Origin of the sequence: Rhizobium ecuadorense, from assembly GCF_001187535.1 — a bacterium.
In the GTDB taxonomy this organism is placed as follows: Bacteria; Pseudomonadota; Alphaproteobacteria; order Rhizobiales; family Rhizobiaceae; genus Rhizobium; species Rhizobium ecuadorense.
The window spans coordinates 321,148-345,718 of the sequence record NZ_LFIO01001107.1 but is presented as its reverse complement, the minus strand read 5'-3'; the positions used below and the strand labels follow the sequence as shown (position 1 = coordinate 345,718).

18 protein-coding genes are annotated in these 24,571 nt (G+C 62.8%); 13 read left to right on the top strand and 5 right to left on the bottom strand.

Translation table 11 applies throughout. From position 1 onward, the window contains the following. Positions 1–267: 267 nt before the first annotated feature. The gene (locus AF337_RS23820) at positions 268–1,539 is read right to left on the bottom strand and encodes an N-acetylmuramoyl-L-alanine amidase (RefSeq protein WP_049734083.1); all 1,272 of its coding nucleotides are present in this window, start codon (positions 1,537–1,539) and stop codon (positions 268–270) included. Positions 1,540–2,163: 624 nt separating this feature from the next. On the opposite strand from AF337_RS23820, the gene AF337_RS23815 reads away from it, so the two are divergent. Continuing rightward, complete coding sequence (locus tag AF337_RS23815; RefSeq protein WP_049734082.1) at positions 2,164–5,034, top strand: ribonuclease E/G; 2,871 nt, start codon at positions 2,164–2,166, stop codon at positions 5,032–5,034. 620 nt (positions 5,035–5,654) lie between these two features. Here AF337_RS23815 and AF337_RS23805 read toward each other — a convergent pair. Then, the gene (locus AF337_RS23805) at positions 5,655–7,313 is read right to left on the bottom strand and encodes an acyl-CoA dehydrogenase family protein (protein ID WP_049734080.1); all 1,659 of its coding nucleotides are present in this window, start codon (positions 7,311–7,313) and stop codon (positions 5,655–5,657) included. A 179-nt stretch (positions 7,314–7,492) separates the two neighbouring features. Between AF337_RS23805 and AF337_RS23800 the strand changes: the two genes are divergently transcribed. From AF337_RS23800 to rpmG, 9 genes are all read left to right on the top strand, one after another. Next, positions 7,493–8,449: an aspartate carbamoyltransferase catalytic subunit gene (locus AF337_RS23800; protein ID WP_003587231.1), complete on the top strand. Its 957-nt coding sequence runs from the start codon at positions 7,493–7,495 to the stop codon at positions 8,447–8,449. Then, complete coding sequence (locus AF337_RS23795) at positions 8,446–9,735, top strand: dihydroorotase (protein WP_049734079.1); 1,290 nt, start codon at positions 8,446–8,448, stop codon at positions 9,733–9,735. The genes AF337_RS23800 and AF337_RS23795 overlap by 4 nt, the downstream gene beginning before the upstream one ends. Positions 9,736–9,780: 45 nt before the next feature. After that, complete coding sequence (gene plsY, locus AF337_RS23790) at positions 9,781–10,401, top strand: glycerol-3-phosphate 1-O-acyltransferase PlsY (RefSeq protein WP_049734078.1); 621 nt, start codon at positions 9,781–9,783, stop codon at positions 10,399–10,401. Next, a complete protein-coding gene (dprA, locus tag AF337_RS23785; RefSeq protein WP_049734077.1) occupies positions 10,401–11,543 on the top strand; it encodes a DNA-processing protein DprA in 1,143 nt (380 codons plus the stop codon). Before plsY ends, dprA begins: the two co-directional genes overlap by 1 nt. Before the next feature lie 171 nt (positions 11,544–11,714). After that, positions 11,715–14,369: a type I DNA topoisomerase gene (topA, locus tag AF337_RS23780; protein ID WP_049734076.1), complete on the top strand. Its 2,655-nt coding sequence runs from the start codon at positions 11,715–11,717 to the stop codon at positions 14,367–14,369. A gap of 1 nt (position 14,370) precedes the next feature. Then, positions 14,371–16,743, top strand: coding sequence for a ribonuclease R (gene rnr / locus AF337_RS23775; RefSeq protein WP_049734075.1), 2,373 nt, complete (start codon positions 14,371–14,373; stop codon positions 16,741–16,743). Between the two features lie 69 nt (positions 16,744–16,812). Continuing rightward, entirely contained in the window at positions 16,813–17,265 is a 453-nt protein-coding gene (locus tag AF337_RS23770; RefSeq protein ID WP_049734074.1) for a DUF983 domain-containing protein, read from the top strand. Between the two features lie 258 nt (positions 17,266–17,523). Next, positions 17,524–18,708, top strand: coding sequence for an MFS transporter (locus AF337_RS23765; RefSeq protein WP_049734073.1), 1,185 nt, complete (start codon positions 17,524–17,526; stop codon positions 18,706–18,708). Positions 18,709–18,800: 92 nt separating this feature from the next. Next, on the top strand, positions 18,801–18,968 hold the full coding sequence (rpmG, locus tag AF337_RS23760; protein ID WP_003587245.1) for a 50S ribosomal protein L33: 168 nt from the start codon (positions 18,801–18,803) through the stop codon (positions 18,966–18,968). 746 nt (positions 18,969–19,714) lie between these two features. Here the strand turns inward: rpmG and AF337_RS23755 are convergent. Then, positions 19,715–21,088, bottom strand: coding sequence for a PleD family two-component system response regulator (locus tag AF337_RS23755; protein WP_049734072.1), 1,374 nt, complete (start codon positions 21,086–21,088; stop codon positions 19,715–19,717). Positions 21,089–21,106: 18 nt separating this feature from the next. After that, entirely contained in the window at positions 21,107–21,478 is a 372-nt protein-coding gene (locus AF337_RS23750; protein WP_003547430.1) for a response regulator, read from the bottom strand. A 133-nt stretch (positions 21,479–21,611) separates the two neighbouring features. Here AF337_RS23750 and AF337_RS23745 point away from each other — a divergent pair, with 133 nt between their 5' ends. Together AF337_RS23745 and AF337_RS23740 are read left to right on the top strand one after the other, a co-directional pair. Beyond that, positions 21,612–21,920 (top strand): DUF3572 domain-containing protein, encoded by a 309-nt coding sequence (locus AF337_RS23745; protein ID WP_049734071.1) that lies wholly within the window; start codon positions 21,612–21,614, stop codon positions 21,918–21,920. A gap of 2 nt (positions 21,921–21,922) precedes the next feature. After that, on the top strand, positions 21,923–22,600 hold the full coding sequence (locus tag AF337_RS23740; protein ID WP_049734070.1) for a hypothetical protein: 678 nt from the start codon (positions 21,923–21,925) through the stop codon (positions 22,598–22,600). Here the strand turns inward: AF337_RS23740 and AF337_RS23735 are convergent. Next, the gene (locus AF337_RS23735) at positions 22,575–23,162 is read right to left on the bottom strand and encodes a GNAT family N-acetyltransferase (protein ID WP_049734069.1); all 588 of its coding nucleotides are present in this window, start codon (positions 23,160–23,162) and stop codon (positions 22,575–22,577) included. The two genes, AF337_RS23740 and AF337_RS23735, sit on opposite strands and share 26 nt — an antisense overlap. A gap of 75 nt (positions 23,163–23,237) precedes the next feature. Between AF337_RS23735 and AF337_RS23730 the strand changes: the two genes are divergently transcribed. Further along, complete coding sequence (locus AF337_RS23730; protein WP_049734151.1) at positions 23,238–24,530, top strand: DNA polymerase IV; 1,293 nt, start codon at positions 23,238–23,240, stop codon at positions 24,528–24,530. The last annotated feature ends 41 nt before the right edge of the window (positions 24,531–24,571 follow it).

The following is a 24,571-nucleotide window of genomic DNA, read 5'->3' as shown; positions in this document are numbered from 1 at the left end:
GCGCTACCGCCACAAGCCGATTCCGCGCCACAGGCTTACGAAACATAAGCCGGAGTAACGGCGCGATTGTGAGGAAAATAGGGCTCTGCCCGCCGCATTCATCGCTCCGGGCGCGTTTGATCAGGACTGTCACATCCAAGCAACGCCCGTCGCAGCCGCCCATCCGAGCCATCCTGCTCAGAATTTGAGTCATGCAACGCGCATTAAGTCTTTGTTTTCATGGATTCCGCCGACCCGTTACCCCATGGTTTCATGGGGCGGCAGACATCAGCCGCCATTGGCCATGACAGCGGCGCGGTAGCGCTTCACTGCGTCGGTCAAAAGACCGACGATCTTGCCGCGCCAGGTCTCGTCGAGCAGCAGTTTCTCGTCCTCGGCATTCGAGAGGAAGCCGAGCTCGAGAAGGATCGACGGCACGTCGGGCGCCTGCAGCACGCGGAAACCGGCATGGCGGTGCGGATTGTTGATGGTACCGACCTGATCCCTGAAAGAATTCAGCACGCTTTCGGCCAGCGAAATCGAGAAGGCCTGAGTCTCGCGCCGGGTCAGATCGAGCAGGATATCGGCGACCTCGGGCGGCTCGGCAACCGTCTCCTTGCCCGCGATCTGGTCGGAGAGATTTTCGCGTTCGGCAAGGTCGGCGGCGAGCTTGTCGGACGCCTTGTCGGAGATGGTGTAGACGGTGGCGCCGCGGATATCCTTCTGCTTCAGCGTGTCGGCATGCAGAGAAATGAACAGCCCGGCGTGGTTCTGGCGGGCGATCAGCACGCGCTGCGACAGCGACAGGAACTCGTCGTCTTCGCGCGTCAGGAAAGCCTTGATGCCCGGCTCCTTGTTCAGCCGCTCGGTCAGGGCCTTGGCGAAGGCAAGCGTCACCTGCTTTTCCTCGGTCTTGGTGTCGACGCCAATCGCGCCGGTATCGATGCCGCCATGGCCGGCGTCGACGGCGATGACGAAATCGCCGGGGGCGGCTTTCTGAGGCGCCGGAATGGCGCTCGTCGTCTGGGCCACCTCGCTCCCATCGTTCCAGGCCCCATCGTTCCAGGATTGCGTTTTCACCAGTTCGGCAAAGGCCTGCTTGTCGATCATCTCGGCATCGAGCACGAGGCGATGCCCCTTGCCGGCCTCGTCGGCCTGCACCTTGGCGAGCGCCAACTTCACCGGCCCTGCCGTCGTCAGGACGATGCGGGCACTCTCCTCGTCCATCTTGCCGTAGCGGATATCCTTGAACAGGCCGCGGGCAGCGAGATCCTTGGCCGGAAAACCGAAGGCGGTCGCCGGCAGGTCGATGACGATGCGTTCCGGATTGGCGATATAGTGGATGGAGAAGCGCGGTTCGTGATCGAAATCGATGACGATGCGGGTCCTTGCATCGTCGCCGACGATGCGCGCGCCATAGGCAAGCAGCGGATCCCCAGCCTCGACGGAACCAGCAACGGCAGGCAGCAGACTGACGGCCAGAAACGCGGTCAGAACCGCTCTTGCGAATGTCGATCGCCGCACTGCGAAATTCGCCGCGATCCGAGCCCTCTTAAACAATAACCCGCCACACCCTATCTGTATTGCGATGGAGCCGACGCGGCCGCGTCGAACGTCGCTTGGACGAAACACCCTTTGCGGCCGGCCGAATCGCGATCACTTTATCCCCAGCTTCTATGCGTTACGAAATCCATCAATATTATGGCACATTTGGCTTTTCCCTTGCTATTGTGACACAGAAAACATACAACGAATTTTAGGGTAAAGTGTTGACGGGATAGAGTCGCCGCAAAGGCTGCCAGCCAGATCAGGACCTGGCGCCACACCGGTCATCGTCCGCCGTCTCATGCGCTTCATCCCTAGAACTGGATCCTGATTTTCCGGCTCATTGTCGGAATTCATTGGTGGATCAGCCACCACGCTCTCAGGGAGCAAATTCATCGGACCCGAACGGGTCTTCGTATTTGTCGATCACGCTTGGTTGTTGATGGTTTCGCAGCAGGTTTTATCTGAAGTGTACAGGCCCCGGACCGAAATGGTTCCGGCTGCGGTCTGGCTGCTGCCCTCCCCCTCGCATCAGGCGCGACTTTCATTATTCGGCGCGGCTACAGTGGACCGCATTCCTTCTGTTTCAACAGCAGTCGGGAATGCGCTCTCGCGGCCACGCCGAGGAGCACAGCTTACATGGCAGACAAAATGCTTATCGATGCGTCTCACGAGGAAGAGACGCGCGTCGTTGTCGTTCGCGGGAACCGCATAGAAGAATTTGACTTCGAGTCCCAGCACAAGAAGCAGATCCGCGGCAACATCTATCTGGCAAAGGTAACGAGGGTCGAGCCCTCGCTGCAGGCCGCCTTCGTCGATTACGGCGGCAACCGGCACGGCTTCCTGGCCTTCGCCGAAATCCATCCCGACTACTATCAGATACCGCTTGCCGACCGTCAGGCGCTGCTTCGGGCCGAAGCCGAGGAGCATCGCCGTGACGAAGACGTCGAGCATGTCGAAACCGCGCCGATGGTCGATCTTTCCAAGCAGGAACAGCCGGATGTCGGCATCGTGCCGGCAGAGGCACCGGAAACTGCAGATGTAACGGAAGAGCCGGCAGCAGCAGAGGCAGTTGCATCGCCCGAGGCCGCTGAGGAAGCGCCGGCCAAGAAGGCCAGACCGCGCCGCAGCCGCAAGAAGGCTGCCGAGACGACCGCGACCGAGGACGCCGTTCCCACTGATGTCGAAGCCGAAGGCGCTTCGAGCGTCGACAACGAGGATGACGGTTCGAGCGGCGGCGCGATGGCCGCCATGGTGGAAACAGACTCGATCTCCGAAGACGTCGACACCAGCAAGCGTCGCCACGATGATGACGACGACGATGACGATCACGGCGAAGAGGAAGTCATCGAATCCGTCGGCGCCGAAGACGCGATGGAAGAAGTGCCGGATCGCGTGCAGCGCAAGCCGCGCAAGCAGTACCGCATCCAGGAAGTCATCAAGCGCCGCCAGATCCTGCTCGTGCAGGTCGCCAAGGAAGAGCGCGGCAACAAGGGTGCAGCGCTTACGACCTATCTGTCGCTTGCCGGCCGCTATTCCGTGCTGATGCCGAACACGGCGCGCGGCGGCGGGATTTCCCGCAAGATCACCAACCCTGCCGACCGCAAGCGCCTGAAGGAAATCGCGCGCATGCTCGAGGTGCCGCAGGGCATGGGCGTCATCCTGCGCACCGCCGGCGCCAACCGCACCAAGGTCGAGGTCAAGCGCGACTTCGAATATCTGATGCGCCTGTGGGAGAACGTGCGCACGCTGACGCTGGCGTCCACCGCTCCCTGCCTCGTTTATGAGGAAGGTTCGCTGATCAAGCGCTCGATCCGTGACCTCTACAACAAGGATATCGGCGAGATCATCGTTGCCGGCGAGGATGGCTATCGTGAAGCGAAAGACTTCATGAAGATGCTGATGCCGAGCCATGCCAAGGTGGTTCAGCCCTATCGCGACATTCACCCGATCTTCTCGCGCTCCGGCATCGAAGCCCAGCTCGACCGCATGCTGCAGCCGCAGGTGACGCTGCGTTCCGGCGGCTACCTGATCATGAACCAGACGGAAGCGCTGGTTTCGATCGACGTCAACTCCGGCCGCTCGACGCGCGAACACTCGATCGAGGACACGGCGCTGCAGACCAACCTCGAAGCGGCTGAGGAAATCGCCCGCCAGCTTCGCCTGCGCGACCTTGCCGGCCTGATCGTCATCGACTTCATCGACATGGAAGAGAAGCGCAACAACCGCGCCGTCGAGAAGAAGCTGAAGGAATGCCTGAAGAACGACCGCGCCCGCATCCAGGTCGGCCGGATCTCGCATTTCGGCCTGCTGGAAATGTCGCGCCAGCGCATCCGCGCCTCGGTTCTCGAATCGACCACGCAGGTCTGCTCGCATTGCGGCGGCAGCGGCCATGTGCGTTCGCAGTCCTCCGTCGCGCTGCATGTCCTGCGCGGTATCGAGGAATATCTGCTCAAGAATACCACGCACAACATCAGCGTGCGCACCACGCCTGACATTGCTCTCTACCTGCTCAACCACAAGCGCCAGACGATCATCGACTACGAAAACCGTTTCGGCGTCGCTATCGTCATCGATGCGGATGGTTCGGTCGGCGCGCAGCATTTCGCCATCGATCGCGGCGAGGCCGTGGAAAATCCGGTCAAGATCGAGACACTCTTCAACTTCGCAGCCATTCCCGAGGATGACGACGACGACATCGTCATCGAAATGGATGAGGACGAAGACGAGGAACTCGAGGAAAAGCCGGCCGCTGCCGAGCGACCCGTTGCGGCTCGCTCGGAAGGCGAAGGTGACGGCAACCGCAAGCGCAAGCGCCGTCGGCGTCGGCGCGGCCGCAACGGCAATGCCGAGCAGCCGGCATCGGCGGCTGGCGAAGCCGGCGACGAGGATGAAGACGGCGACGACGAGGGTGGCGAAGGTGATGCAACCGCCGAAGGCACGTCCGAGACGCTGGCTGAAAGCGAGGAATCGCAGCGCCGCAAGCGTCGCCGTCGTGGCAAGCGCGGCGGTCGCCGCAACCGCGCCGAGGACGGTTCCGAACTGACGGCCGGCGAAGCTGGTGAAGACAATGGCGGTGATGAGGGCGAAGGCGACGACGTTTCGAACGACGGCGCCCCCGGGGAAGCCGAAGCTGTCGAAGCGGTAGCCGAGCAGGCTGGTGAAAACCAGGCCGCCGCCGCTGTCGAGGCTGCGGCCGTCGTCACCGAGGATGTGAAGCCCGCCCGTGGCCGCGGCCGCCGCAAAGCCGCCGCAGCGCCGGTCGAGGAGCCCGTGGCAGAGACGGCACCTGCGGCCGTGGCCGAACCGGAGTTGGTCGAAGCCTCTGCCGATCTCGAAACGCCCGCTCAGGAAGAGGCCCCGGAAGAAGCGAAGCCGGTTCGCGCCAACCGCGAATCCAACATCACCTCCTCCGAGCCGACGGTGAAATCCACCCGCAGCGAAAGTGGCGAAAGCGATGACGGCAAGCCGAAGAAAGCCGGCTGGTGGCAGCGCCGCGGCTTCTTTTGAACGCTGATTTTTGGACGTAAATAATCAATCCGGCTGCGGCGACGCGGCCGGATTTTTGTTTGTGGCGAGGGTATCGTCATTGATCTTGAGACCATCCGGCGTCTTTCTCGCGTCTGAAAAGACGCACAGCCCAAGGAGATCGCCGAGACCAGCCCCATCCGGCTGCTGCCACCCTGCCTGAGCCACTCGTCTCTGTCCTTCGTCCCGCCAACAGACGAAGGGACATGCCGCGACCTCTCGATCCCCTCTTCTCCCCAGCGGGGAGAAGGTGCCCGTAGGGCGGATGAGGGGGCCGGCGAAGCCGGTCTTTTTCAACAACGCCCGGCGGATTTCAACCAAGCCGGCATTGTCTCAACGGCGTTCAGGGCGCGAGGGAACGGCGTCATCGTCGGCGTGGCGGAATAGGTTTTACGTGAAGGATGTGCCGTGTGGCCCCCTCATCCGACCCTGCGGGCCACCTTCTCCCCGCTGGGGAGAAGAGGGTTGCGGCAACCTCTCCGTCCGTCGTTCGCCTCTCGCAGGGTGCGTCCCATCACCTCGTTTTTACGAGGGTCCGCAGGACGGGTTAGTGTGAGGGCGGCTATTTGCGCGAGCAGTAACCATCATTCCCCCGCCTGCGGTCAGGCCGCCGGCGGATAGAGCAGATCGACGATGTAGCTGGCGTCGAAGCGGGAATCGAGCATGCCGTAGGTGGAGCGCCAGCCGCCGGCAAGGCGCGTCTCGATGAAGGCATCGGCAATACGCCCTGCCCCGAGCCGATAGAGTTCTGCGGCGCCGGCGGCAAGCGCCAGTTGCTCGACGAGCAGGCGTGCCGCCCCCTCATCCTGTTCGCACAGCGCAATTGCGGCGCGCAGCACGTCGATCGTCTTCTTGCCGGCCGGGCCGAGATCGCGGGCAAGGCCCGCGAAAACCGTTTCGAACAGATCCTTGCCGCGGTTGAGCACGCGCAGCACGTCGAGCGCCATGACGTTGCCGGAACCTTCCCAAATGGCGTTGACCGGAGCTTCGCGGTAATGGCGGGCGATCGGGCGTTCTTCGATATAGCCGTTACCGCCGATGCACTCCATCGCCTCATAGATCAGCGCCGGCGCGATCTTGCAGCACCAGTATTTGGCGACCGGCGTCATGACGCGGGCATAGGCCGCCTGCTCGGCATTGCCGCGCGCCTTGTCGAAGGCGTCGGCAAGGCGGAAGGAGAGAGCGGTGGCGGCAGCGACATCAAGCGCCATGTCGGCCAGCACGCGCGTCATGATCGGCTGGTTTACGAGCATCTTGCCGAAGACGCTGCGGCCGCGGGTGTGGTGCACGGCCTCGGCCAGCGAGGCACGCATCATACCCGACGAGGCCAGCGCGCAGTCGAGCCGCGTCAGCGTCACCATGTCGAGGATAGTGCGGATGCCGGCGTCGGAGCCGCCGAGCAGGAAGCCGAAGGTGTCTGAAAATTCGACTTCTGCGGAGGCATTGGAGCGGTTGCCGACCTTGTCCTTCAGCCGCTGAAACTGCAGGCCGTTGGCGGAGCCATCCTCCAGCAGGCGCGGCACCAGGAAGCAGCCCATGCCCTCCTTCGTCTGCGCCAGCATGATGAAGGCATCGCTCATCGGCGCGGACATGAACCATTTGTGGCCGGACAGCCGGTAAATGCCTTCGCTGACCTTTTCGCCAGCGGTCCGGTTGGCCCTGACATCCGTGCCGCCCTGCTTTTCCGTCATGCCCATGCCGATGGTGACGGCGGATTTCTGCATGGCTGGTTTGTTGGACGAATCATATTTGCGCGAGAGGATCTTTGGCGCCCAGTCCTTCTGCACCGCGGGCGAAGCTGAAAGCGCGGCAACCGAGGCGCTGGTCATCGTCAGCGGGCAGAGATGGCCGGATTCCAGCTGCGCCGTCAGATAGAAGCGGGCGGCGCGAACCTTGTGGGCCTCATCCTTGGCATCGGTATCGGCCTGCGGATCCCAAACGGAGGAATGCAAGCCGACCGACATGGAGCGGCGCATCAGCGCATGCCAGGCGGGGTGGAATTCGACGACATCGAGGCGCTCACCGCGCGGACCGTGGGTGCGCAGCTGCGGCGTGCCCTGGTTCGCCATGCGCGCCAACTCCTGCGCCTCCGGCGAGGTGACGTAGCGGCCCATGTTTTCCAGGTCTTCGCGGATGCCGCGCGGCAGGGCCGCCGTCAGATCGACGATCAGCGGATCGGACCGATAGGCGTTGATGCCGGACCACAGGCTCGGCTGGTTGAGTTCTGCGAGTTTTTCGTCAGTCCGGTTGGCGGAGGTCATAATTCGCTTCTAGTGTAAGAACCCGGCAAAGGGAAACCGGAAGTTATGATTCGGTTCATTCTGCTCTATCGGAATTTTGGCGAAAATGCATGGGGACATAAGCCTTTGCCCACAGCGCATGCTTGCCCCGGCGGGCCGCACTCTTTATAGACCCGCCAGAGACAGCAAGAGGCAGGGTCATGGTCTTTTTCCCCCACCGCCACCTCATCGGCATCAAGGGCCTCACCGAGCAGGATATCACCTATCTACTCGACAAGGCCGACGAAGCCGTCAAGATCAGCCGCCAGCGCGAGAAGAAGACGTCGACGCTGCGCGGACTGACGCAGATCAACCTGTTCTTCGAGGCATCGACCCGCACGCAGGCCTCCTTCGAGCTTGCCGGCAAGCGGCTCGGCGCCGATGTGATGAACATGTCGGTCGGCAATTCCTCGGTGAAGAAGGGCGAAACGCTGATCGATACGGCGATGACGCTGAATGCGATGCGCCCCGACGTGCTGGTCATCCGTCATTCCAGCGCCGGTGCTGCCGCCCTTCTCGCCCAAAAGGTCTCCTGCTCGGTCGTCAATGCCGGCGACGGCCAGCACGAACATCCGACCCAGGCGCTGCTCGACGCGCTGACGATCCGCCGTGCCAAGGGCAAGCTCTCGCGCATCATCGTGGCGATCTGCGGCGACGTGCTGCATTCACGTGTGGCGCGCTCCAATATCCTGCTGCTCAATGCCATGGGTGCGCGCGTGCGTGTCGTCGCGCCCGCTACGCTGCTGCCCGCCGGCATCGCCGATATGGGCGTCGAGGTCTTCCATTCGATGAAGGAAGGGCTAAAGGACGCCGACGTGGTGATGATGCTGCGGCTGCAGCGCGAGCGCATGTCCGGCGCCTTCGTGCCTTCGGTGCGCGAATACTATCATTTCTATGGGCTCGACGCCGAAACACTGAAAGCGGCGAAGGAGGATGCACTGGTCATGCATCCCGGCCCGATGAACCGCGGCGTCGAGATCGCCTCCGAGGTGGCCGACGGCCCGCAGAGCGTGATCGCCGAACAGGTGGAAATGGGGGTCGCTGTGCGCATGGCGGTGATGGAGACGCTGCTCGTCTCGCAGAACCAGGGTCCCCGAACCGATGGATTGAAGGCATGAGCAACCCGATCGTCCTCCAGAACGTCCGTATCGTCGATCCCTCGCGCAATCTCGACGAGGTGGGCACGATCATCGCCGAAAACGGCGTGATCCTGGCCGCCGGCAGCGCAGCGCAGAACCAGGGCGCGCCTGAAGGTGCTGATATCCGCGACTGCACCGGCCTCGTCGCCACGCCTGGCCTCGTCGATGCGCGTGTCCATATCGGCGAACCCGGCGGCGAACATCGCGAGACGATCGCCTCGGCAAGCCGGGCGGCGGCAGCCGGCGGTGTCACCTCGATCATCATGATGCCGGACACCGATCCCGTCCTCGACGACATCGCGCTCGTCGAATTCGTCAAGAAGACGGCGCGCGATACCGCCGCGGTCAACGTCTATCCGGCCGCCGCCATCACCAAGGGCCTTGCCGGCGAGGAGATGACGGAGATCGGCCTGTTGATGCAGGCGGGCGCCGTCGCCTTCACCGATGCCCATTCCAGCGTCCACGACACGCAGGTGCTGCGCCGGATCATGACCTATGCGCGGGAATTCGGCGCCGTCATCTGCTGCGAAACGCGTGACAAATATCTCGGCGCCAACGGCGTCATGCATGAGGGGCTTTTCGCCAGTTGGCTCGGGCTCTCCGGCATTCCAAGGGAAGCCGAACTCATCCCGCTCGAACGCGATCTCAGGATCGCGGAGCTGACACGCGGCCGTTATCATGCCGCGATGATCTCGGTGCCGCAATCGGTCGAGGCGATCGAACGCGCCCGCAGCCGCGGCGCCAAGGTGACCTCAGGCATCTCGATCAACAATCTGGCGCTCAACGAAAACGACATCGGCGAATACCGCAGCTTCTTCAAGCTCTATCCGCCACTGCGCCCGGAAGACGATCGGGTGGCGATGGTCGAGGCGCTGGCAAGCGGCGCGATCGACATCATCGTCTCCTCGCACGACCCGCAGGACGTCGATACCAAGCGCCTGCCCTTCGGCGAGGCTGAAGACGGTGCGGTCGGGCTGGAAACCATGCTGGCGGCGGCTCTCAGGCTGCACCATGGCGGCCAGGTGAGCCTGATGCGCCTGATCGACGCCATGTCCACCCGCCCGGCCGAGATTTTCGGCCTCGCCGCCGGCACGCTGAAGCCGGGGGCGGCGGCCGATATCGCGCTCATCGATCTCGATGAGCCTTGGCTTGTCGCCAAAGACATGCTTCTCTCCCGCTCGAAGAACACGCCGTTCGAAGATGCGCGCTTCAGCGGGCGGGCAATCGCGACATATGTCTCGGGAAAGCTTGTCCACGCACTCTAGGAAACGGCATACTGGGGATAGGCCACGGAGGGGCTGAGGCGGCATATGTTATCCAATCTCATGTCATGGCAGATCACGCTGCCGGTCGCGCTTGCCGCCGCCGTCATCGGTTATCTCTTCGGCTCCATTCCTTTCGGCCTGATCCTCACCCGCGCCGCCGGCCTCGGCGACGTGCGCAGCATCGGCTCCGGCAATATCGGCGCGACGAATGTGCTGAGAACCGGAAACCGCAAGCTTGCGGCGGCGACGCTGCTGCTCGATGCGCTGAAGGCATCGGCAGCGGCCTGGGTCGTCGGTTATTTCCTCGGTGAGGAGGCTGCGATCATCGCCGGTTTCTTCGCTTTCATCGGCCACCTCTTCCCGGTCTGGATCGGCTTCAAGGGCGGCAAGGGCGTCGCCACCTATATCGGCACCCTGCTCGGCGTCGCGCCGATCATGGTCGTGCTCTTTGCCGCCATCTGGCTGGCCGTCGCCTTCACCACCCGCTACTCCTCGCTGTCGGCGCTGGTTGCCATGCTTGTCATTCCGGTTGCGCTGTGGATACTGGGCAATGAAAAGGTTGCAGCCGTCATGGCGATCATGACGCTGATCTCCTACTGGAAGCACCGGGCGAACATCTCCCGCCTGATGGGCGGTACGGAAAGCAAGATCGGGGCGAAGGGATAATGGATGCGCTGAGCGCGGGACCAAAAGGCACTGTGCTGAGCGAACGGCAGAGAATTGCCTGGCTGCGCCTGATCCGCTCCGACAATATCGGCCCGGCGACCTTTCGCGACCTCATCAATCATTTCGGTTCGGCCGAGGCAGCGCTTGCGGCGCTGCCGGAGCTTTCGGCGCGTGGCGGCGCCACGCGGGCAATCCGCATCGCCAGCGAGGCCGAGGCGCATCGGGAGCTGGAGGCGGCGCATCGCTTCGGCGCCCGCTTCGTCGGCATCGGCGAGCCGGACTATCCGCAGGCGCTGAAGCAGATCGACGGCGCGCCGCCGCTGCTGGCCGTCAAAGGCGCGCTTGCCGCCGCCAAACGGCCGGCCGTCGGCATCGTCGGTTCGCGCAACGCCTCGATCGCCGGCGCCAAGTTCGCCGCGATGGTGGCGCGCGACTGCGGCCGGGCTGGATATACCGTGGTCTCGGGCCTGGCGCGCGGCATCGACACATCGGCCCACCGGGCAAGCCTCGATACCGGCACGATCGCGGCGCTTGCCGGCGGTCTCGACCAGCCCTACCCGCCGGAGAATATCGGCCTGCTCGAGGAGATAACCGGCGGCAACGGCCTGGCGGTCAGCGAGATGCCTTTCGGCTGGGAGCCCCGCGCCCGCGATTTCCCGCGCCGCAACCGGCTGATCGCCGGCATCGCGCTCGGCCTCGTGGTCGTCGAAGCGGCAACGCGCTCGGGATCGCTGATCACCGCACGGCTTGCCGGCGAATTCGGCCGGCTGGTGTTTGCCGTGCCCGGCTCACCGCTCGATCCGCGCTGCCATGGCACCAACGGCCTGCTGAAGGACGGGGCTTCGATCGTCACCACACCGGCCGATGTCGTCGAATCCTTGGCGCCGCTGGCGCAATTCGAGCTGTTCCCGTCGTCGATGGCCGAGGAACCGCCGCGTGACGGCGGGGCAATGACGATGCCGCCCGGCGATACGGATCGCAACCGCATCATCGATGCGCTCGGGCCGACGCCGGTCGAGATCGACGATATTATCCGCCATACCGGGCTCTCGGCATCGGCGGTCTATCTCATCCTGCTGGAGCTCGACATCGCAGGCAGGCTGCACCGGCATCAGGGCGGTCTCATCTCGCTTTCCGACTGAGGCTTGCACGATACGAGCGGGCCGCTTTACAGCAGCTGCAAGACGTAAAATTGTAGCAAACCCCTTGACCGCAGCGATTTCCCTGTCCATGTCGGAGGGCCGGTATCCATGTTGCGGTGTGTGTTGCGCTGGCTTCAACGCTGGCGTCGTTTCCTTTTTTAGAGAATCATCATGAATGTTGTAGTGGTGGAATCGCCTGCCAAGGCCAAGACGATCAACAAGTATCTGGGTTCGGGATACAAAGTGCTCGCCTCCTTCGGCCATGTGCGCGATCTGCCTGCCAAGGATGGCTCGGTCCTCCCCGATCAGGATTTCGAAATGCTTTGGGAGGTCGACGGGGCCTCGGCCAAGCGGATGAAGGACATCGCCGACGCGGTGAAATCCTCTGACGGCCTGTTTCTCGCGACCGACCCGGATCGCGAAGGCGAAGCGATTTCCTGGCACGTCCTCGACATGCTGAACAAGAAGCGGGTGCTGAACGGCAAGCCGGTCAAGCGCGTCGTCTTCAACGCGATCACCAAGAAGGCGGTGCTCGACGCGATGGCCGATCCGCGCGACATCGACGTGCCGCTGGTCGACGCCTATCTCGCCCGCCGCGCCCTCGACTATCTCGTCGGCTTCAATCTTTCCCCCGTGCTGTGGCGCAAGCTGCCCGGCGCGCGCTCGGCCGGCCGCGTGCAGTCTGTGGCGCTTCGCCTGGTCTGCGACCGCGAATCCGAGATCGAGCGCTTCATTTCGGAAGAATACTGGAACATCTCGGCGCTGCTGAAGACGCCGCGCGGCGACGAGTTCGAGGCAAGACTGGTTTCGGCAAGCGGCAAACGGCTGCCGCCCCGCGCGATCGGCAACGGCGAGGATGCAGGCCGGCTGAAGGCCTTGCTGGACGGTGCGAGCTATGTCGTCGACACGGTCGAGGCGAAACCGGTCAAGCGCAACCCGGGACCGCCATTTACGACTTCGACTTTGCAGCAGGCCGCCTCCTCCAATCTCGGCTTCTCCGCCTCGCGCACCATGCAGATCGCCCAGAAGCTTTATGAAGGCGTCGATATCGGCGGCGAGACCGTCGGTCTTATCACCTATATGCGAACCGATGGCGTGCAGATGGCGCCCGAGGCGATCGATGCTGCGCGCCGCGCCATCGTCGATCAGTTCGGCGAGCGTTACATGCCTGAAAAGGCGCGCTTCTATTCCACCAAGGCCAAGAACGCCCAGGAGGCGCACGAGGCGATCCGCCCGACCGATTTCTACCGCTCGCCCGACCGCGTGCGCCAATTCCTCGATGCCGACCAGATCCGGCTCTATGACCTGATCTGGAAGCGCGGCATCGCCAGCCAGATGGCCTCGGCCGAAATCGAGCGCACGACGGCTGAAATCACCGCCGACAACAAGGGCGAGAAGGCCGGCCTGCGCGCCGTCGGCTCGGTCATCCGCTTCGACGGCTTCATCGCTGCCTATACCGATCAGAAGGAAGACGGCGAGCAGAGTGACGACGGCGACGAGGATGGCCGCCTGCCGGAGATCAATGCGCGCGAGACGCTCGCCAAGCAGAAGATCAATTCGACCCAGCATTTCACCGAGCCGCCGCCGCGCTATTCGGAAGCCTCGCTGATCAAGAAGATGGAAGAGCTCGGCATCGGCCGCCCCTCCACCTATGCGGCGACGCTGGCGACGCTGCGCGACCGCGACTATGTGACGATCGACAAGCGCAAGCTGATCCCGCAGGCCAAGGGCCGTCTGGTGACGGCTTTCCTCGAAAGCTTCTTCACCAAATATGTCGAATACGACTTCACCGCCGATCTCGAGGAAAAGCTCGATCGGATTTCCGCCGGCGAGCTGAACTGGAAGCAGGTGCTGCGCGATTTCTGGAAGGATTTCTTCGCCCAGATCGAAGACACCAAGGAACTGCGCGTCACCAATGTGCTCGATTCGCTGAACGAGGCGCTGGCGCCGCTGGTCTTCCCGAAGCGGGAGGACGGCAGCGATCCCCGGATCTGTCAGGTTTGCGGCACCGGCAACCTGTCGCTGAAGCTCGGCAAATACGGCGCCTTCGTTGGCTGCTCGAACTATCCGGAATGCAATTACACCCGCCAGCTCTCCTCCGAAAACGGCGGAGAGGCGGATGGTGCCGCGCTCAACGAGCCGAAGAACCTCGGCACCGATCCGACGACCGGCGAGGAACTGACGCTGCGTTCCGGCCGTTTCGGCCCCTATATCCAGCGCGGCGACGGCAAGGAAGCCAAGCGCGCTTCGCTGCCGAAGGGCTGGAAGCCTGAGGATATCGACTATGAAAAGGCGATGGCTTTGATTTCGCTGCCGCGCGATATCGGCAAACATCCTGAATCCGGCAAGATGATCTCGTCGGGCATCGGCCGCTACGGGCCGTTCCTTCTGCATGACGGTTCCTATGCCAATCTGGAAACGATCGAGGACGTGTTCTCGGTCGGCCTCAACCGCGCCGTGACCGTCATTGCCGAAAAGGCAAACCAGGCGCCTGGCCGGGGTTCGCGCGGCACGCCGGCGGCGCTGAAGACGCTCGGCGATCATCCCGATGGCGGCGCCATCACCGTTCGCGACGGCAAGTACGGGCCTTACGTCAACTGGGGCAAGGTCAACGCCACCTTGCCGAAGGGCAAGGATCCGCAGGCAATCACCGTCGAGGAGGCGCTCGCGCTGATCACGGAGAAGGCCGGCAAAGCGCCAGCCGGCAAAACGAGCAAGGCGAAAGCCAAGCCGAAGGCGGCGGCCGCCGAAGCCAAGACCACCAAGACGGCGGCCAAGCCGAAGGCAACGAAGGCGAAAGCGCCCGCGAAATCGAAAAAGAGCTGACGTGAGCAGAATACCGCGCGACAGAACGAACCCCGCGGGCAAGCGCCCGGGCAAGATCGGCCGTGCCGGCAAGGATGCTCCGGCCGTCGAGCCGCTGAACATTGTCCATGGCGCGCTGCCGTCGCGCGAGGTGATCCTGCGCTTCATCGCCGATCATCCGCAGAAAGCTTCCAAGCGTGAACTCGCCAAGGCTTTCGGCCTGAAGGGCGACAACCGCGTCGAGCTCAAGCACATGCTGCAGGAGCTCGAGCAGGAAGGCATGCTGCAGAAGAACCGCAAGTCGCTGATCCGTCCCGGCGCGCTGCCGCCGGTCACCGTTCTCGATATCACCACGCGCGACAAGGACGGCGATCTGATCGGCCGGCCGGCGGAATGGCCTGAGGATCAGGGTGTCGCGCCCGCCGTCGCCATCCGCCAGCAATCGCCGGCCGGCCGCCAGGGCAAGGGCAAGGCGCCCGTCGCCGGCCTCGGCGACCGTATTCTGGCGAAGATTTTCCCGGCCGTCGATCGCGGCGGACCGGCCTATACGGCGCGGATCATCAAGGTAATCGACAAGCGCCGCGGCGCCTCGATGGGCGTTTTCCGCGCCGCACCCGGCGGTGGCGGCCGGCTGCTGCCGATCGAGCGGCGCGGCGAGGAAATGGTGATCGATCCAGACTTCACCGGCGGCGCCACGGATGGCGACTTGGTCGAGATTGAAGTCGCCCGCCTCGGCCGCTTCGGCCTGCCGCGCGCCAAGGTGCTTTCCGTCGTCGGTTCGGTCGGCTCGGAAAAGGCGATCTCGATGATCGCCATTCATGCGCATGGCATTCCGCATGTCTTCCCGCCTGCCGTTATCGCCGAGGCGGAGGAGGCAAAGCCCGCCACCATGTCGCATCGCGAGGACTGGCGCGACGTGCCGCTGATCACCATCGATCCGGCCGATGCCAAGGATCACGACGACGCTGTCTATGCCGAACTCGACCCCTCGCCCGACAATCCCGGCGGCGTCATCGTCACCGTCGCGATTGCCGACGTCTCCTGGTATGTCCGCCCCAAGTCGCCGCTCGACCGTGAGGCGCTGAAGCGCGGCAACTCGGTTTATTTCCCGGATCGCGTCGTGCCGATGCTGCCGGAGCGCATCTCCAACGATCTCTGCTCGCTGAAGGAAGGCGTCGACCGGCCGGCGCTTGCCGTGCGCATGAGCTTCTCCGGCGAAGGCCGCAAGATCGGCCACACGTTTCATCGCATCATGATGAAGAGCGCGGCTAAGCTCTCCTATCAGCAGGCGCAGGCGGCGATCGACGGCAAGCCGGACGATAAGACCGGGCCGATGCTCGAGCCGATCCTGAAGCCGCTCTGGCACGCCTATGAGGTGATGAAGCGCGGACGCGACCGGCGCCAGCCGCTGGAACTCGACATGCCGGAGCGCAAGATCCTGCTGAAACCCGACGGCACCGTCGATCGGGTCCACGTGCCGCCGCGACTCGACGCGCACAAGCTGATCGAGGAGATGATGATCCAGGCGAACGTCGCAGCCGCCGAGACCCTGGAAAAGAAACGTCAGCCGCTGATCTACCGCATCCATGACGGCCCGACGCTTGCCAAGCAGGAAATCCTGCGCGAATTCCTGGCGACGCTCGGCATCCCCCTTGCCAAGGGCGGCAATATGCGCGCCAACAATTTCAACGGCATTCTGGCAAAGGCGGACGGCACGCCGCACCAGACCATGGTCAACGAGATGGTGCTGCGCTCGCAGAGCCAGGCGATCTACGGCCCGGAGAATATCGGCCATTTCGGCCTCAACCTGATGAAATACGCGCATTTCACCTCACCGATCCGCCGTTACGCCGACCTCATCGTGCATCGCGCCCTCGTCGGCTCGCTCGGCTTCGGCGACGGCGGCATCACGACTGAGGAAGAGGCTGTTCTCGACGATATCGCTGCCGAAATCTCGACCTTCGAGCGCCGGGCGATGGCAGCCGAACGCGAGACGGTCGACCGGCTGATCGCGCATCATCTCAGCGGCCGCGTCGGCGAGGAATTTGCCGGGCGGGTCTCGGGCGTTACGAAATCCGGGCTTTTTATCGCCCTGCCGGAGTATGGCGCCGACGGTTTCGTTCCAATATCCACGCTCGGCACCGATTATTTCATCTATGACGAGGCGCATCAGGCGCTCTCGGGTGAAAGAACGGGGCTCGGCTATCGCCTTGGCGACAACGTCACGGTGAAGCTTGCCGAAGCGATCCCGCTTGCCGGCGCGCTGCGCTTCGAGATGATCAGCGAGGGCCGCGAGATGCCGACGGCGGCGCGCTCCTTCCACAAGGCGGGGCGCCGCGACAGGGGCCAGGTCCGCAAGAAGCCCGGAACGCGGCCGCCGCGCGGGCGGCGTTAGGGTATTCTGCGAAACTGCATCGGGCATGCATCACAGGCCCATGCTTTCGGCCTAAAAGAGGAACTTACCATGGGCACATCGACCGATCCGACCGTGCGCTACGGCGATAGGCCGGAGACCGAGCGGCCGCTGGGGCGTTCCATCATGCGCGGGCTGATGAACCGTTGCCCGGCCTGCGGCAGCGGCAAACTTTTCCGCGCCTTCCTGAAGCCGGTCGATCATTGCGCGTCCTGCGGCGAGGCGATGCATCATCAACGCGCCGACGACCTGCCGCCCTATATCGTCATCCTCGTTCTCGGCCATGTCGTGGTCGGTGGCTATATGCTGACGGACCTGACTTTCGTGCTGCCGGTATGGGCGCATATTGCCATCTGGGCGCCGATCACCGTCATCACCGCGCTTGCCTCGATCCAGCCGATCAAGGGCGGCGTCATCGGCCTGCAATGGGCGCTGCGCATGCACGGTTTCGGCGGCGAGAGCGACGGACCTGATGATTATGACATTGCCGGACGCCCGGATTGAGCGCCTTCACCTTCCAGACATATTTGACGTGTAGTGCCAGCGCTCCACCGACCACCACCTGAATGCGGCAGCCGACGATCCTCAACGACCCGACATGGTAAGCATTTCTTGGCCGAACGGGCTTTACATTCCGCAGATGGTCCCTCACATCGGAAAATACTGCGAAGCGGCATCCGTCACCCGGATTTGGCACGTCTGTGTCTATCTATTCGACGGGAACCGGCCGATTCGCTCGCGCAGCTTTCTAAGGATGGATAAATGTCTCAGCCGAGAAACGGCACACCGGGCGATGTCGAGGAAATCCATTGGCCTTCTCTGGTGGCAGCCGTCTCGTCCATATCGGCCGTCGGCATAGCAATCGGCCTCGGACTCCCGCTTCTCAGCATCATCCTGGAAAAACGCGGCATCTCGTCCACCCTGATCGGGCTCAACACAGCGATGGCAGGAGTCGCGGCGATGGCCGCCGCGCCCATCACCACCAAGCTCGCCCATAAATACGGCGTTGCGCCGACCATGCTCTGGGCGGTGCTGATTTCGGCACTGAGCGCACTCGGTTTCTATTATGCCGAGGATTTCTGGATGTGGTTTCCGCTGCGCTTCGCCTTCCACGGGGCAACGACGACGCTGTTCATCCTCTCCGAATTCTGGATCAACGCCGCCTCGCCGCCGTCCAAACGCGGCTTCGTGCTCGGCATCTATGCGACCGTGCTTTCGCTCGGGTTCGCAGCCGGGCCGCTGCTGTTTTCGATCCTCGGCAGCGACGGCATCTTCCCTTTCCTGATCGGCGCCAGTGCCATCCTGCTTGCCGCCATTCCGATCTTCATCGCCCGCGACGAAAGCCCTGTGCTCGAGGAAAAACCGGAGCTGCATTTCATGCGCTACGTTTTCCTGGTTCCGACGGCGACGGCGGCGGTTTTCATCTTCGGCGCGGTCGAAGCCGGCGGTCTGTCGCTCTTCCCGATCTTTGCGGTGCGCGCCCATTTCACCGAATCACAGGCAGCGCTTCTGCTCACCATGATGGGCGTCGGCAACATCATCTTCCAGATCCCGCTCGGCCTGCTCTCCGACCGCATCTCCGACAAGCGGCCGCTTCTGGCCGGCATGGCGCTGATGGGCTTCATCGGCTCGATGCTGCTGCCCCTGCTGCTCGACAACTGGCTGCTGATGGCCGGGCTCCTGCTTTTCTGGGGCGGCTGTGTCTCCGGTCTCTATACGGTCGGCCTCAGCCATCTCGGCTCGCGGCTGACGGGTTCCGATCTTGCCGCGGCCAATGCCGCCTTCGTCTTCTGTTATGCGATGGGAACCGTGGCCGGGCCGCAGGCGATCGGCGCAGCGATCGATGTCGCCGGAAATAACGGTTTTGCCTGGGCAATTGCCGCCTTCTTCGGCTTTTACGCCCTACTTTCCGGCATCAGACTGATGTTCATTCGAAAACGGACTTGACTTTTCGGGCGGGATTCGTAGTTTCGCGCCAGAATTTGCCGTGGAGCCCATCCGGCTTCCACGGCTTTCATTTTCTTAAAGGCAGGACGACCATGGCCAAGGCTACAACAATCAAGATCAAGCTGCTGTCGACAGCCGACACCGGTTTCTTCTACGTCACGACCAAGAACAGCCGTACGATGACGGACAAGATGACGAAGACGAAGTACGACCCGATTGCTAAGAAGCATGTCGAGTTCAAGGAAACCAAGATCAAGTAATCACTTGATCTGCGGATTTCGCAAAAAGCGCGCGCCCTCGGGTTGCGCGTTTTTTATTGCCCGAAATGCCCTCCTTGAAGATGATAGCGCAAACAGAAAAACGCCGCCCTTCCATCTTCGGGAAGTGGCGGCGTTTTCTTGAAAGGGGGTCGGCCAGCATGCAAAACGGCACGAGGAACCGCTATAACTTGCCTACTAGCCGACCGACCCCACGACCCAGGAGATGCGGCGGACCTGAGCATCATGGGGTATCGACAACTCCTCAGCGGGAGCGCTTCTCTTATGAGCCGATAATTTGCGCAAAAATGAAAGAAAATCAACAAATTCTTAATGATGATTTTTGCGGACTTGATTCTATGGTTAAAAGTGCAGTTTTGGTACATACAAAGATTTATCGACTCTGCTTAGGGATGAAGCCTAGACGTCGACCCACCGAAGAAATTCGACAATATAGCTTAATAACTTACACCTCCCCTTCCCCTAGGTGAGGTGAGGCTGCGGCACTCTATTTTCCCCAATCGGCAGACAGCGCTTTTTATAGTGGCAATTTCATTTTTAGCTATGGCCGGGCGCTTCCAAAACTATCGGGCAGCGGCACATCCGCAGCAAAGACGAAAATCCTTTTTTGGGCTATTTGATCGCAAACTTTTCACGCCACGCTGTGCGGGCGAGCATTAAAAATGTGTAACAATCCGCTTACCACGGTGGAAAACCCATAAACGGCACATAAGGCGGCAGATGATTCGTCAGGCGGCCGCAGCGACGACGCGATTGCGGCCGGTGTTCTTGGCTTCGTAAAGCGCAAGATCCGCCTGCTTCATCAGCTGATCGGGGGTCAGCACCGAGCCGATACGCGAGGCGATGCCGAAGGACGCGGTAACGTTCAGCGCCTCTCCCGAATGTTTCAGCCGGAAGGGCGCACTTTCGACGGCCGCGCGCAGGCGCTCGGCGACAGTGGCGGCAATTTCCGGCGAGGTATCCGGCATGACGACGACGAACTCCTCTCCGCCGTAGCGGCAGGCGAGGTCGGCGCCGCGGATGGTCGAGCGGACGCGATTGGCAAATTCCCGCAGCACTTCGTCGCCGCCGTCGTGGCCATAGGTGTCGTTCACCTGCTTGAAGCGGTCGATATCGGTGATCAGCACCGAGAGCGGCCGGCCCCGCGCCATCGAACGGTTGAAGAGCACGTTCAGGTGATTGTCGAGATAACGCCGGTTATAAAGCCCGGTCAGCGGATCGGTCACGGCCAGCTCGATCGTCTGCTTGACGCTGGCGCGCAGGCGGTCGTTGCAGCGCTTGCGGCGGATCTGCGTCAGGCTGCGGGCAACCAGCTCGTTGGGATCGACCGGGCGAATGATGTAGTCGTTGACGCCGAGATCGAGCGCCCGCACGACCATCTCGTCGGCACCCTGCTCGGTAATGATCAGGATCGGCAGAAAGCGCGTGCGCTCCAGCGAGCGCAACTGCGAGCAGAGGCGCAGCGGATCGTAATCGTCGAAATTGGCGTTGACGATGACGAGATCGAACGGGCTTTCAGCCGCTTCGAAGAGGGCTGCCTGCGGATCGGAAAGGGCAAGCACGTCGGCAACGGGCTTCAGCGCCTTGATGATGCGCTCCTGCGAATTGGCGCGGCCGTCGACGAGCAGGATCTGGCCGGTCTCGTCGGCGCGGCCCTCGCCTGCCCGCATGAGGTCGTCGATGCCCATCGTATGGGCAGTGTCGGCGCGGATGCGCAGCTCATCGCTCAACGTCTTCAACCGCAGCAGGCTCTTCACCCGGGAGATCAGCTGCAGATCATTGACCGGCTTGGTGAGGAAATCGTCGGCGCCGGCCTTCAGGCCGCGGACGCGATCGGCCGGCTGATCAAGTGCCGTGACCATGACGACAGGAATATGGGCGGTCTTGCGGCTGGCCTTCAGCCGCTCGCAGACCTCGAAACCGTCTATGCCGGGCATCATGATATCGAGGAGGATGAGATCGACCTGGTTGCGCTCGCAGATCGCCAGCGCCGTGTAACCGTCGGCTGCGGTCATCACGTCGAAATACTCCGCAAGCAGCCGTGCTTCGAGCAGCTTCACGTTGGCCGGAATATCGTCAACCACCAGTATTCGCGCAGTCATAATCGTCTTTCCGATGCGTCAGGCATCGCCCAGATAGGTCTTGATCGTCTCAATGAATTTCGGAACCGAGATAGGCTTGGAAACATAGGCCTCGCAGCCGCCCTGGCGGATCCGCTCCTCGTCGCCCTTCATCGCGAATGCCGTGACGGCGATGACGGGAATCACGTGCAACTCGTCGTCTTCCTTCAGCCATTTGGTGACTTCGAGGCCCGAGACCTCGGGAAGCTGAATATCCATCAGAATGAGGTCGGGGCGATGCTTGCGCGCCAGATCCAGCGCTTCCATGCCATTTCTGGTCTGGATCGTCGTATAACCGGACGCCTCGATGAGGTCGCGAAAGAGCTTCATGTTGAGCTCGTTATCTTCTACAATCATCACCTGTTTGGGCATGACAAGCTGTCCCTACGTCCGTTCGCGCAGCGGTTGGTCCCCATGAGAAAGGCACATGCGGACAATGGCTCCGTGAAACCGATAGCGCACGCTAGCGGCATTTGGTTGAAGAAAAGGTAACTTACCCCTCGAAATGCAAAGCAACTTCAAGACTTCGAAACAACAGGCCGCCGACCCGCACGCGACCGCGATCGCCGTGCTCGGCTGGCTTGCCGACGATCCCGACATGTTCGGCCGCTTCCTTGCGCTGACGGGCGTGACTCCCGGCCAGGTGCGCAGCGCCGTCAACGATCCCGGCTTCCTCGCCGGCATGATGGATTTCCTGATGAACCACGAACCGACGGCGATGGCTTTCTGCGCGGCGAGCGGCATCAGCCCGGAGACGGTGACCGCCGCCTGGCAGCATTTCTCCTCGCCCGGCCTCGATTCCGGGGAATACTGACGGTGACCGGCGTAAGAGAATTCGATATCTCGCATATCCGGCTCGGCGAAAGGCCGCTGATCGTCTGCGACGTCGACGATGTCGTGCTGCAATTCATCGGCCCGTTCCAGCTTTTCCTGCAAAGCCAGGGTCATGCATTTCTGCCGCGCTCGTTCCGGCTCCACGGCAACATCGTCTCGCAGGCCGATGGCGCGGAGATCGAGGACCAGCAGGTCAGCCGGCTGATCGAGGAATTTTTCGAGGCGCAGGAGCAGTGGCAGACGCCGCTCGACCGCGTCGTCGAAACGCTCGGCCGGCTTTCGCAAGCCGCCGACGTGCTTTTCCTGACGGCCATGCAGCCGCGGTTCCAGGACCAGCGCCGCCGCCTGCTCGACCGGATCGGCCTGCTTTTTCCGCTGCTTGCCAGCGAAGAGCCCAAGGGGCCGATCGTTCACGCATTGCATGCCAGCCGCTCCCTTCCCGTCGTCTTCATCGATGATATGGCGCGCAATCTGCATTCCGTCAGGGACCATGTTGCCGATTGCCTGCTGATTCACCTGATGCCCGATTCGCCCGTCCATCGTTTCGCGCCGGCCGCCGCCGACGACATCACCCGCGTGAGCGACTGGGCGCATGCGGCCGCGCTGATCGAGGCGCATTTCCTTGCCGGCGCGTTCAACCCCGCAGCTCCAGCCGCATGAGCGGACGGCCATCCTTGCGCCGCGCCACCGTCTCGAAACCGGCCGCATCGAAGATCGCCGTCGAGCCGATGCAGAGGGTCACCGATTTCGACTGCTTCACATGATCGATCGGACAGGCTTCGAGCAACCGCGCGCCCTGGCACCGCGCATGATCGATCGCTAGGGAAAGCAGGCGACGGCTCATTCCCCTGCCGCGTAAGCTCGGCAGCAGGAAGAAGCAGCTGACGGCCCAGATCGACGGATCGTATGCATCGCCCTCCTCCAGCGGCCGCGAGACTGTGCGCGGCGAATTGAACTGCGGCACGTCATGGCGCGGCCCGACCTGCACCCAGGCGACCGGGGCGCCGTCGGCATAACAGAGAATGCCCGGCGGCGGCCCGGCCTTGATCCGGTCGTGCATATGCAGCTTGCGCTCATCGGCCGCCATCTTCGTTCTTACCGCATGCGGCAGGCGCAGCGCGACGCACCAGCAATTATAGAAGGCACCCTGCGGCCCGAACAGGGTTTCGAAATCGTCCCAGCGTTCTGCCGTTACCGGCTCGAAACGAAGATCGTTATCCAAAGCAAAGCTCCCGGCCTCTCTTGAGACTCGGAAGCTTAGGGCGTAATGTCGCGGCGTTCAATCTTTGTTCTCATGATGACGCCCGCGCCCGACAAGACACCCGGCTTCTGTCGCGACTGCCTTGCCGAGCAGAAGGGCGAGGCGCGCCGCTGCGTGTCCTGCGGCAGCCCGCGGCTGGTACGCCATCGAGAGCTCTACGCATTGACGCTGGCGCATATCGATTGCGACGCCTTCTATGCGGCCGTCGAGAAACGCGACAATCCTGAACTTGCCGACAAGCCGGTGATCATCGGTGGCGGCAAACGCGGCGTCGTCTCCACCGCTTGCTATATCGCCCGCATCCACGGGGTGCGTTCGGCGATGCCGATGTTCAAGGCGCTGGAAGCGTGCCCCGAAGCGATCGTCATTCGTCCCGACATGGAGAAATATGCCCGGGTCGGACGGCAGGTGCGCGCCATGATGCAGGATCTGACGCCGCTGGTGCAGCCGCTGTCGATCGACGAGGCCTTCCTGGAGCTAGGCGGCACCGAGAGGCTGCATCACGACCCGCCGGCCCGCACGCTCGCCAAATTCGCCCGCCGGGTCGAAAAGGAAATCGGCATCAGCGTTTCGGTCGGGCTTTCCTATTGCAAATTCCTCGCCAAGGTCGCCTCTGACCTGCAGAAACCGCGTGGCTTTTCCGTCATCGGCCGCGAAGAAGCCGTCGAGTTCCTGGCGCCGCGTCCGGTCACCACGATCTGGGGCGTCGGCAAGGCCTTTGCGGCGACGCTGGAGGCGGATGGCATCCGCACCATCGGCCAGTTGCAGCAGATGGAGGAGAACGATCTGATGCGCCGTTACGGCAGCATCGGCCAGCGGCTCGCCCGGCTGTCGCGCGGGATCGACGACCGTGAAGTGCATCTCAACGATGCGGCCAAGAGCGTTTCATCCGAGACCACCTTCTTCGAAGACATCTGGCGTTATGACGATCTGGTCCCGATCCTGCGCGATCTTTCGGAAAAGGTCGCCTGGCGGCTGAAGAAAAACGACATCGCCGGCCAGACCGTGGTCCTGAAGATGAAGACCGCAGACTTCAAGATACGGACGCGCAACCGCAAGCTCGAAGACCCGACCCAGCTTACCGACCGGATCTTTCGCATCGGGCTCGAGCTTCTCGAAAAGGAGACCGACGGCACGAAGTTCCGGCTGCTCGGCATCGGCGTCAGCGATCTCGGCGATGCCGCACGCGCCGATCCGCCCGACCTCATCGACCGGCAGTCGGGGCGGCGGGCGGCGGCCGAAGCGGCGATGGACAAGCTGCGCGACAAGTTCGGCAAGAACACTGTCGAAACCGGCTACACCTTCGGCAGCGGCAAGCGCGATCACTAAAGCGTGAGCCGTGCGCGCCGCGCGGCCTATAAAATCTTCCT